We start from the raw sequence: 11,853 nt of genomic DNA, 5'->3' as shown, positions 1-11,853 counted from the left end.
TTCCATATTCTCGATCTCATTTAGCTCATGAGCTGACGTTTTATAATTCTTATTCTTGAATACAATGACGTCCTCTAATCTTGTGACTTGTACTATTTCACGTGAATGAGAAGTTACCAATAACTGGATTCCTTTATTTTCAACGTTCTCAATCTTTTCATATAAATATTCCATGAAAACACGTTGCATCTGGGGATGTAAATGCGCTTCAGGTTCTTCAATTATTATTAAATTGATTTTATTTCCGAATGTGTTTTTCTGTTCGATTCTCTCTATAAATGTTTCTATGACTAAGTGCATTTTTACTAAATTACTATATCCGAGTCCTTGAGAAAATTCATCCAAGTCATGATTTCCAGGTCCTTCAAATAGTACTTTCAATCCATCGTTTAAAAGAGCTTCAATATTTTTAGACACTAATTTTATGCTCGTCAATAACTTTAAGGGGGTTTCTCCCGTCGTTTCTCGAACCTTTTTTAAAAATCCCTCCAAATTTTCTAGTGATTTTTCTCTTATTTTAACATCGATACCGGTTCTATCAATTGCTTCTTTAGTTACACTTGCTAGCTCTTTATATGTCTCGTCCCATTCTTTTGTTTCTTTTAAATATCCTATGGTATGTGTTGCAATGGATTCTTTACCTTTTTTCTCTTGATCTAAAATTTCTTTGTTTGCAGAAATCACTTCTATGTTAAAAAGATACGCGAAGTCTTTCGAACTCATTTCTTTACGATTTGAAAATAGATAATCTGTGTAATAATAGTTCCACTCATTATGCGCAAACACTTCATCAAATGAAAATACTTCAGTTTTCCATTGTTGAATATTTTCAAGTATCACTTTTTTGGGAATTGTGCACTGTAATAAAAAGTATATGCTATTACGATCTGGCTCTAAATCCATAAGGTACTCAGCTATCTCACTAATATTTTCAAATATCTCGTATTCAATTTCTATTTTCACTTGTATTGAAAGGTTATCAGCAAAAATTTGATATTTCCTTTCCCACTCATCTAAATGCAAATTTTCATTGACTAAAGACTTTAATTCCTCTTCGAACTTAGGTCTTTTTAGAATGGAATACTCCATAGGATCCAATTTCCGATTTCTAACGATTTCCTGAATTAATTTAATTATAGAGGTTTTTCCACTGTTATTTTCTCCCGCAATAATTTTCGCTCTATCTTTCTTGAAATTTAAATTTATTTCTTCAAGTTGCTTATAATTTTTAATTTGTAAGTTTTTAATATACATAGCGTCACCTCATCTGCATAATAAAATATATTAGATTTTCTTATAGTATTTCTTGAGCCCCATAAATGAACTTACGGGGAATTACATCAGCTAGTCACTTAAGTCTGACATAAGGTCTATATATGTCTTCAGGATATGAAATTCTATTTAATACATCCATTAGTAATAATAAGTACTCTTTAACCTGCGCACGGAAGTTTTTAAAGTTCCTGACATCCCTATCATGATACGCATATATTGCATTTCTTTTCCCTTGAATTTCTTTGAGCCATTTATTCTTACTACCTCATTCGTTATCACTCCAAATATTGTCCGCAAAGAACTTTCTTAAGCCGTTATACTGCGCACCTTCGGGGTCAACTTGTTTAACCCATTGTAATATCACAATAGGATTTGCCCTATAATTCACATAGTATATTGATAGGTAAAACTTCATCGCAAATTCAACTAATACATCAAGATTACTCCACCTTAAAATCAAGTCGCCGTTATATGCAGCTTCTTCCGTATTTTCATACCATTTGTACAAGGAGGACTCAATGATACTAACCAGTACAATCTCGACTTACTGGGTAGACCAGAAACTTCATCGGGTACCAACCTTGGGTCCTACACCAAATTTTGGATATGTCCATTAAGTTCAACAATCTTACTAACCGTTTTTGGTAATGAAAGCACTTCAATACCTTTTCCGTCAAACCTGGATATAACCTCCTTCCATCATTTAAAATGCCTTTTATAGTTCTATTATATCTATAATCTGACTTTTTTGTACAATAATCTACAGTTTTTGTAATTAACAGCTAATATCTAGAAAACCAACAAAAAACCCCCATCCATGTCAACCTACGACACAAACAAGGGCCAATCATAAAATCATCTATCTATTCCTTACCTCTCTGAACCACAACCTTCCCCCCAGAATACAACCCACCAGCCGACAGCCCCATAATTACTCCACCCAACACCCCCAACTTCCAATCCTCAGGAAACAAATACAACACTCCACCACCCACCCCCAACAACACCGAAACTACAGGCAGCCATCGCTTCTCCACCCCATAACTCTTCAACGCATCCACCAACCCGACAATTACTGGAATCAGCACCACATCTGAAATCTCCAACTATCATCCCTCCGATTCATTCACATCCGACACAACACCCGCTCCCCCGCCATCACATACCAAGGAAACACCCCCCACCTTCCCTATACGCATACAAACTTCCTTCCCGGTTTCTAAGGCGTAATGAAATAATTCCCGTACGGAGATCATAAAAATTCCCTCATTTATCAGTCGCATACTGAATGTCTCTTAGTTGGCCGGTGTCTTTGCTATAGTAGACAGCTAATCTACCAATCGGACCGTTGCGATGTTTAGCGACGTGGATTTCTAGGTGGTCTGCAGCGTCTGATTCTTTGTCATAGTAATCGTCTCTGTACAAGAAGCATACGACGTCTGCATCTTGCTCGATGTTGCCGGAATCGCGTAGGTCACTCATGATGGGGTGCTTGTCTTGTCGTTGTTCGACGGCTCTCGATAGCTGAGACAACACGACGACGGGACAGTTGAATTCTTTTGCCATCGTTTTTAGATCTGCGCTAATTTGACCGATTGCTTGTGTTTGGTTGCCTGCGTGTTGTTCGGCACGGATGATTTGTAAGTAATCGATGAAAATGATCGGTCGTTTGTCCGGATTGCTTTTGATAATTTTTCGTGCGGTCGCTTTCATTTGACTGACCTTCAATCCGCTACGGTCATCAATATGGATATTGGCAAGGTTTACGTGCTTGAGTGCGCTCGTCCAATTCGCTTTCTGTGTTTTTGTGAAGTATTTATTCGGATCACGCATTTTCAAGCGGCTATAGTTCCCTGCACAGGCGATGAGTCGGTCGGTGATGGATGTACGGCTCATTTCGAGTGAAAAGACAATCGGTACATGACCATGTAAGCCAGCAGTTAAGGCGAAATGATTGAGCATATCGGTTTTCCCCATTGACGGTCTAGCCGCAACAACGATGAATTCGCTCTTTTGAAAGCCGTTCAAAATATAATCCAAATCACGTAGTCCCGTAGTAATTCCAGTCATTTCCTCTTGCTTAATAAATGGCCGTTCGTATTGAGCGATCAAGTCTGGTTTGATCGATGTCTGCGGTGTTAACGTGTCGTTATCTTCTAGCGTATCAAAGGCTTTCTGAATTTGTGCAATCGTCCAGTCATTGTGCAATGCAAGATGTAACAGTCTACTTTTCTCCTGCTTTTTCCACGTATCGATAACGATTTCTTTGTACTCATCAAAACGGGTCGGATTCGCCAAGCGGGTCAATTCAGCTAAGTAGTTTGCACCGCCAAGTTCTGCTGGCTCTCTGGCGACGATCAATGTAATGTAGTCAACGGACTTTCCTTTTCTAGCAAGCTCACACATCGATGCGTAAATAGTTTTATGGACTTGCGTCTGGAAGAACCATTCTTTCATGCCGCTATCAAGTATCAAATAATTTTCCTGTAACATCGTACCGAGTACACTTTTCTCTGCTAATTCGCTCTTCATTTACATCTCTCCTTTGCTGAAATCAAATACGGGTGGACGTAGGATTTCTCGTGGTTTCTTTTGTCTAGTCACTGCTGGAACTTCATTCAAATAGTTTTCAAAGTTTGTCGGATTAAACAACGTGGAAGGTCGTAAATACGAACGAAACTTTGGATCGTTTTGCCACTGGGAGACTTTGAGATCAATGACGCGTTTGAAATCATCGACTGTGTAGCCTTCAGTCAAACGCGCGTTAATTGATTTCTTCGTAGCTGCTGCGTTTGCTTTAAATTGCTTGTTCGTTTGTTGATTAAGGTAGTCAATAACCGCCTGTATAGCGTCGTGATTCATCTCGACACGTTCTTTAGTTATTGGCAAACCTACTGACTCGTTTAAGGTAGACACATCCATCCATGTTGGTTGCGTATTTAGTGTTGAATAATCAATTCGATACCACTTTGTATTGTCCATTTTCATTTTGTTGTAAGCGGATGTTGATAAAAGATATCCTTTGTTTTCCAGGTCATATGTAACGCGTTTGATTGTATTAATTGACCAAAAAGTGAACTCTTCTGCCCACTCCTCATACGTTTTGCACACCCACGGATGCCCGTCTTGTACGTTTTTCGACATCAATAACTGGAAATGCAGTTTCTGTAAAAATATCGCTCCATTCAAACCTACTTTTCTCGCCAATGAAGGCAATACGTGCAACGGATCTTCATCGATTAACAATTTCATCTGTTTTCCTCCTCAAACTAAATGTAAGAGGTTTTCTTTTGCCTCTTCACTCTCTATATAGAAGGCTTTCTGCGTAAGGATACACATCGTGAAAAATATTTGTAACAAGGCATAAAAAAAGAGTCGAAGCGCTTTGCTTCAACTCAAGTCGTTTAGTTCTCTTCCTCTGAATAAACGGGCAGTAACGTGATTGCTTCCGCCATACACGTTTCATAGTTCACGCAATACCATTTTTCTTTCCGTCCTACTCGCTTCGAATGAATATACCCCGCTTTTTCCAGTTTCTTAATCGTACGCTTAATCGTATCTACCGACCAAAACGGAAACTGTACACGCCACTCTTTATACGACTTACATACCCACTGTTGCCCTTCCGCATCTAATGACAACGCATGAAGTTGTTGCAACACAATCGATTCATTAAATCCAATCTTCGCTGCTAACGCCCGATCAAACTGTAAAGATGGTTCATTTTCTAAAATTAACATAGCAATTCCCCCTATTAATTAGTTGTAAGCGACAGTAGTTTGCCTCTTCACTCGCTATATAGAGCGGTTTTTGCATAAGGATACACATTTACTTAAATTATTTTTAAAAATTGAAAGCAACAGCGTCGAGAGACTTCTCGACCATTTCTTTATTCTTTGTAGTCATCTTACATTCTTTGGTTATTGGCCTATGCAGAAACGCCAGGTGGAACTCGCATTTTTCTCCACACCAGCTATGCAAAACTTCCAATCTAGTCTATTCAATTGTAATCAGCAATCGCTAGATACTACTGTCACACTTCACCTACGCGACGATCAAGCAATGAATTAAGAAAACTCCCTGAAAACGTCACGGTTCTCAAGGAGTTTTCTATTAAACAAGATATTCATCAACTAATTTTAAATCACGCCAACCTCTACCGGCAACACGACATAAATTATTCGGCCCCAATCCATTCAACGTAGGTTTCACATCGTAACTCAAGCACCAGTTCCCTAAATAATTCTCATTTTGTTGGGAGGTCTAGTACCTTTTATTAATAGCTTTAAGAATGTGCGAACCCGAAGTGCACATAAAAACCCAGGGAGGTTCGCGCATTTTTTTGCCATTTCCATGTATTTATTTTATGAAAACGTTGACGTTATTCACTTCACTTACTATTTGTAGTAGAATAATGAAGAGATGACACAATATCTCGTAGTCGCTCTCTGTATTGAGAGCGTGGATTGAAATTGCCATAGTTACCGTTCCCCTTTTCAAGAGTCTGTCGCTCTCTGTATTGAGAGCGTGGATTGAAATGCCCTAAAGGACTCGCAAGCAGCAAAAAAAATCGGTCGCTCTCTGTATTGAGAGCGTGGATTGAAATCGCTGAACAATCCCCCAAATTCGACCGTTGACATGGTCGCTCTCTGTATTGAGAGCGTGGATTGAAATCTTCTATCGGTTTAACAATAGCACCTGTATTTTTATCGTCGCTCTCTGTATTGAGAGCGTGGATTGAAATTTTTGTTGCTGCATAACTTTTACCAGCACCAGGAGTCGCTCTCTGTATTGAGAGCGTGGATTGAAATACGGCACAAGCGCCCAAGTTGGAAAACAAGTTGGTCGCTCTCTGTATTGAGAGCGTGGATTGAAATCTGGCACTAGGTACTCTACTTCGTAGCGCATTTGTGTCGCTCTCTGTATTGAGAGCGTGGATTGAAATTCCGAGTGAATACAACTACTTTTGCAACGCGGAAGTCGCTCTCTGTATTGAGAGCGTGGATTGAAATCTTATGAACCCAAACAACTACCACAAGAAAGACCAACGTCGCTCTCTGTATTGAGAGCGTGGATTGAAATAAAACTGGGGTAAGTTGTCCAGTGAAACTACCAACCGTCGCTCTCTGTATTGAGAGCGTGGATTGAAATTATACTCTGGCAGATTATCGTCATACGAGCGAAAGCCGTCGCTCTCTGTATTGAGAGCGTGGATTGAAATACTATCTTCTGCGCCCAGCGTATCAATCAGCAAGGTCGCTCTCTGTATTGAGAGCGTGGATTGAAATTCTTGCCCAGCCGAGAACCGTCATGCGCGTATTCGTCGCTCTCTGTATTGAGAGCGTGGATTGAAATACAAGAGACGGTGAGCCATTTGCGGGCAAGATCAAGTCGCTCTCTGTATTGAGAGCGTGGATTGAAATTTGCAAGCAGGTAAGGATTTAGTTAGCGGATTGATGTCGCTCTCTGTATTGAGAGCGTGGATTGAAATGGGATCCCACTCAGATGATAAAGGCAATCGGCTGTCGCTCTCTGTATTGAGAGCGTGGATTGAAATGACGATAGGAGTCGGCGGGTATTACGAGGTCGGCGGTCGCTCTCTGTATTGAGAGCGTGGATTGAAATATGCTGCTCGTCCAATCGTTCGTGGACTTTGTTATGTCGCTCTCTGTATTGAGAGCGTGGATTGAAATAATTCCTGTTGCAATTCTTCCATTCTGATTCTTGGTCGCTCTCTGTATTGAGAGCGTGGATTGAAATTGAAATGTAAATGAAAAATTGATTATATTGGACGTCGCTCTCTGTATTGAGAGCGTGGATTGAAATCGAGGTCTCGTTGGTTAAGCGCCCTAGTGACGCGTCGCTCTCTGTATTGAGAGCGTGGATTGAAATAATGGTGTACTTGCTATTGCCGTACTGCCAAATATGTCGCTCTCTGTATTGAGAGCGTGGATTGAAATTGTGTGATGATGGTAGGCAATCTATGATAGACAAGTCGCTCTCTGTATTGAGAGCGTGGATTGAAATTCCGGATGACGGATTAACCTTACCGCGCCTTTTTCGTCGCTCTCTGTATTGAGAGCGTGGATTGAAATAATGGTGTACTTGCTATTGCCGTACTGCCAAATATGTCGCTCTCTGTATTGAGAGCGTGGATTGAAATTCATGCACAACCCAATCCCCAACCTTGAAAGTTTCGTCGCTCTCTGTATTGAGAGCGTGGATTGAAATGTTTAAAAGACCTACTGTATTACATGCCGACGACGTCGCTCTCTGTATTGAGAGCGTGGATTGAAATTATTTCTAATGCGGTAAATGGTCAAGCACACTCGTCGCTCTCTGTATTGAGAGCGTGGATTGAAATAAATCTAACTTTTGACCAAATGCGAGATATGTATGTCGCTCTCTGTATTGAGAGCGTGGATTGAAATCATTAATAGTTGTAAAACCATATTATCTGTCGCTGTCGCTCTCTGTATTGAGAGCGTGGATTGAAATTATGATGCACTCGCGTATAGATTTCTCACCGGGCTGTCGCTCTCTGTATTGAGAGCGTGGATTGAAATCAATTACTCACTTTTATGAAACGGAAAAAGAAGCCGTCGCTCTCTGTATTGAGAGCGTGGATTGAAATCTTCTGAGACACTACCAAACGTTTAAACGGTATGCGTCGCTCTCTGTATTGAGAGCGTGGATTGAAATATGAGGGTCTCCTTGCCGGTCTGCTAGACGTTGCTGGTCGCTCTCTGTATTGAGAGCGTGGATTGAAATGCACAAGATCCGCCCAAGACACCTCGCTGTTTTTGTCGCTCTCTGTATTGAGAGCGTGGATTGAAATCGTCATCGGGATAATCAGGATCATCGGGATCAGGGTCGCTCTCTGTATTGAGAGCGTGGATTGAAATGAAGAGACATTGGGGGTTTGTTGTGCGGAGAATTGGTCGCTCTCTGTATTGAGAGCGTGGATTGAAATGCATCACAAAGGATTCTGGAAATGCCGAAACCTACGTCGCTCTCTGTATTGAGAGCGTGGATTGAAATAATATCTAACGCTCTTGCTAATGCGATAGCTTTACGTCGCTCTCTGTATTGAGAGCGTGGATTGAAATTCGGTAACTCTCCAAAACCCCGCCGTTTATAGGCGTCGCTCTCTGTATTGAGAGCGTGGATTGAAATACAATTCACCACCTCAATCCTCTGACACTTTTAACGTCGCTCTCTGTATTGAGAGCGTGGATTGAAATATCATCTTATTAATTTTGTAATAAATAGTAGATGGTCGCTCTCTGTATTGAGAGCGTGGATTGAAATAAGACCAATCACCTGTAAAAGTTGTGCAACCGTGCGTCGCTCTCTGTATTGAGAGCGTGGATTGAAATTCCACACGATGATACTTACCCTCTGCTTTGCATAACGTCGCTCTCTGTATTGAGAGCGTGGATTGAAATGGTAAAATCCGCATCTGGAATATCTAACAACTGTCGTCGCTCTCTGTATTGAGAGCGTGGATTGAAATATTGTTAGAAGTAGATCTACTACGTGAACATTGGAGTCGCTCTCTGTATTGAGAGCGTGGATTGAAATTACTTGACAACTTTTGATATTCTGATAGATTCATGTCGCTCTCTGTATTGAGAGCGTGGATTGAAATTTCGGTAGCTTACATGCTATTAAAAAGTTATTTAGTCGCTCTCTGTACCACCTATGCGACGATATTGAAACGAATTAAGAGTCTTGGCGATCCACTATAAAAACTCCCTGAGCACATCACTGTTCTCAGGGAGTTTTCTGTTAAGCAAGATATTCATCAACTAATTTTCAAATCACGCCATCCTCTACCGGCAACACGACATAAATATTCGGTCCCAATCCATTCAACGTAGGTTTCACATAAGGTATCCGCTCAATCATCTTCAATTTTTCCAACTTGCGTAGCGTTCGACGGATCGTTGTATTCGATACACCTAATTCCTCTTCCATCACCTTATGAGTCATTTGGGCCGCCAAATGCTCTGCCGAATACTTGGCAATCAACTCCAACACCAACCGATCCGTTTTATTAATCGCTTTCCATTGGTCGTTCAGATGCTGGCGAATGGCCCTGTCCAGTTCTTCTTTACTTGTGAAATGTGCATAAATTGATAGTTCATGCATACGTTGTCCCCCCCTTTTACACTATATATAGACAGCACCGTGCAAAAAGTGGACAGTATAAATCGAAAAATAGTCTCCATTAGTCGAAGTGTGAAAAGCACTATAGAGAAGGATATAAACGGAGGGACTACTCTATCATCTAAATTAGAAATAGATAGGTAGAAGTATTCTTTATTAGTATTTTCTTAAAAACACTAACATTTTCAGGTTTCAATTGTAAATGTCTGGGTAAATGAGGGGTAATAGTTTAAATACGCAGAATATTCCGTACAATCGAAGGAGGTGAAGAACATATGGATAAGAATATTAGAAATGCCAAGCTGAATGTGGGACGTGACGTGCTGGACAAAAATATTTTAAATCCTAAGATCAGCATAAGACAAGACATTGCGAATATGGCTGATTTAAAAGATGTCAGACTTCCTAAGGGCGCAACGAGTCTTGATATTACACAAAGTATCAAACGCGCTGAAGATTTAAATCCGATTCTTAAAAATGCAATGGAAAGTGTACGTGCAAATAATCCTGGTGATAAAGCACTCAGTTTTTCATTATCTATCAAATTTTAACGTTCTATTGAAAGCAGAACCGTCCGTGGTTCTGCTTTCAATAATAAATGAGGGGGGTTCCTAATGACGATCGCATCTACAAATTTCATCATTAAAACTGCCGGAATTTGCAACCTCAATTGTAGTTACTGCTATATGTATAATATGGGAGATACCACTTATTTAAAAAAACCAAAAGTGATGAGTCGAGAAATAGCTGATCACACACTTAATCGTATTTATGAATATGCTAGCAGAAATCATTTGAAAGATGTCAATTTAATCATCCACGGAGGCGAACCTTTATTAGCTGGAGTGGAGTGGACAAGATGGTTCATTGAGGAAGCGAAAAGCCGCGCACCTTCTGGACTTACGGTGAATATGAGTATCCAAACGAACGGCACCCTATTGAATAGTGAGTGGTATGCACTTTTCAAGTTACATACGATAGGGCTTGGAGTCAGTTTCGATGGGCCTCCGCAATGGCATGATCGTTATCGTGTGGATCATGCGGGCCGTGGAAGTTACGATAAAGTTCGTCGCTCGATTGACCAATTGCGAGAGTTGGGGTCATCTGCTCCTAACTGGGGAGTGCTAGTCGTAGCAAATCCCGAGCATTCTGGAGTCACTATTTATGAACACTTGTTAGAACTTGGCGTAACTACGATGGATTTTCTGTGGCCAGACTATCATCATGACCTTCAGCCCCCTTGGCCGTCAGGATCGCTAGCCCGTTATTATAAAGAGCTTTTCGATGCATGGTATGAAAATAAGAATGCAGACGTGAGCATTCGCTGGTTTGAACATGCGATGCAAGGTATTTTATCTGGCCAATCCACGATTGACGCATTAGGTCCACATCCGATTACCCATGTTGTAATAGAGACTGACGGAAGTTTAGAACCTTTAGACGTCATCCGCACATGCGGAGATGGCATGACACGACTAAATTTAAATGTTACGAACCACGACATTGAAGACTTACGGGCTACGAATCTATTTCAAGAATGTATTAATAATCAAGCACTGCTCCCTGAAACATGTCAAAGCTGTTCCGCATTGGATATTTGTGGCGGCGGATACATGCCCCATCGCTTTGGAAATGCGAAAGGTTTCCAGAACCCAAGCGTCCATTGTCTAGACTTATTCGATACGCTGCAACATATAAGTACACGAATCCAGAGTGATTTACAGGAGGCGGAAATTGCGTTTAGTTTGGTGTAACTAATAAAGGTACTAGGTTCCCATAAAATCAAGAATTTCATAAGGACCTAGTATCTTCCATGTCTCCAACTTGCGAAGCGTACGGTGAATTGAAAGATCGAGCATGATCTAGACAGCAGAGAGCGTAAAATCACATAATTGGGCAATAAAAATCATCCACCGACACCGAATACTCTTCATGAATATTTTCAAACAATGCATCAGAAATTAACTGTCTCAATACACCACTGAAATACCCCGCCACATTACGAATATTCTTCGTCTTCGTCGCCATCACACTAATCTTCGCTGCACGATACGCCAATTCTTCAAACAACTTCTCTTTCCCCTGATGAATCTCAAAACGTAACATACGACCTGACAATGAACGATGAATCGCAAATAGATCTCTCGCCTTCGACGTATCTCCAGTTAACGCAAGCAAGTCCTTCATTTTCGAATATAACGTTGTGGATAACTTTTCATCTGCAAGATGAGACGTCTTTTGTCTTTGTGTACTGTTTGTAGATTTAAAGAAAGAAGCTTCCTTCTGCAAAACGACTTCAGAAACCGCGTCACCGCAAGGCTTATCTACTTTCTCTGGGCTGTTCATTTCCGCCTGGTCATGGACAGGCAAAATCACATAAATATTCGCACCCATCCCATTCATTAC

The 11,853-nt window shown here is 40.7% G+C and carries 8 protein-coding genes, 1 pseudogene and 1 CRISPR repeat array; of the genes and pseudogenes, 2 read left to right on the top strand and 7 right to left on the bottom strand.

What is annotated here, in order from left to right:
* The 6 genes from ORD22_RS13685 to ORD22_RS13660 form a co-directional block, all read right to left on the bottom strand.
* The coding region (locus ORD22_RS13685; RefSeq protein WP_317646664.1) for an AAA family ATPase at positions 1-1,254 on the bottom strand (1,254 nt) is incomplete at its 3' end.
* Between the two features lie 884 nt (positions 1,255-2,138).
* Positions 2,139-2,381: a hypothetical protein gene (locus tag ORD22_RS13680; RefSeq protein ID WP_317646663.1), complete on the bottom strand. Its 243-nt coding sequence runs from the start codon at positions 2,379-2,381 to the stop codon at positions 2,139-2,141.
* Positions 2,382-2,541: 160 nt separating this feature from the next.
* Complete coding sequence (locus ORD22_RS13675) at positions 2,542-3,807, bottom strand: replicative DNA helicase (protein WP_317646662.1); 1,266 nt, start codon at positions 3,805-3,807, stop codon at positions 2,542-2,544.
* Complete coding sequence (locus ORD22_RS13670; RefSeq protein WP_317646660.1) at positions 3,808-4,527, bottom strand: conserved phage C-terminal domain-containing protein; 720 nt, start codon at positions 4,525-4,527, stop codon at positions 3,808-3,810.
* 152 nt (positions 4,528-4,679) lie between these two features.
* Complete coding sequence (locus ORD22_RS13665; RefSeq protein ID WP_317646659.1) at positions 4,680-5,015, bottom strand: hypothetical protein; 336 nt, start codon at positions 5,013-5,015, stop codon at positions 4,680-4,682.
* Between the two features lie 700 nt (positions 5,016-5,715).
* Positions 5,716-8,926: a CRISPR direct-repeat array (repeat unit 33 nt; unit sequence GTCGCTCTCTGTATTGAGAGCGTGGATTGAAAT).
* 167 nt (positions 8,927-9,093) lie between these two features.
* A complete protein-coding gene (locus tag ORD22_RS13660; protein WP_317646658.1) occupies positions 9,094-9,429 on the bottom strand; it encodes a helix-turn-helix domain-containing protein in 336 nt (111 codons plus the stop codon).
* A gap of 293 nt (positions 9,430-9,722) precedes the next feature.
* Here ORD22_RS13660 and ORD22_RS13655 point away from each other — a divergent pair, with 293 nt between their 5' ends.
* Positions 9,723-9,998: a hypothetical protein gene (locus ORD22_RS13655; RefSeq protein ID WP_317646657.1), complete on the top strand. Its 276-nt coding sequence runs from the start codon at positions 9,723-9,725 to the stop codon at positions 9,996-9,998.
* A 63-nt stretch (positions 9,999-10,061) separates the two neighbouring features.
* Positions 10,062-11,201: a radical SAM protein gene (locus tag ORD22_RS13650; protein ID WP_317646656.1), complete on the top strand. Its 1,140-nt coding sequence runs from the start codon at positions 10,062-10,064 to the stop codon at positions 11,199-11,201.
* Between the two features lie 130 nt (positions 11,202-11,331).
* Here ORD22_RS13650 and ORD22_RS13645 read toward each other — a convergent pair.
* Positions 11,332-11,853: pseudogene (locus tag ORD22_RS13645) on the bottom strand (hypothetical protein); the annotation flags it as partial.

This window comes from Sporosarcina sp. GW1-11, from assembly GCF_033088395.1.
Classification (GTDB): domain Bacteria; phylum Bacillota; class Bacilli; order Bacillales_A; family Planococcaceae; genus Sporosarcina.
The sequence above is the reverse complement of the archived record's forward strand: the minus strand, read 5'-3'. Positions and strand labels throughout refer to the sequence as shown.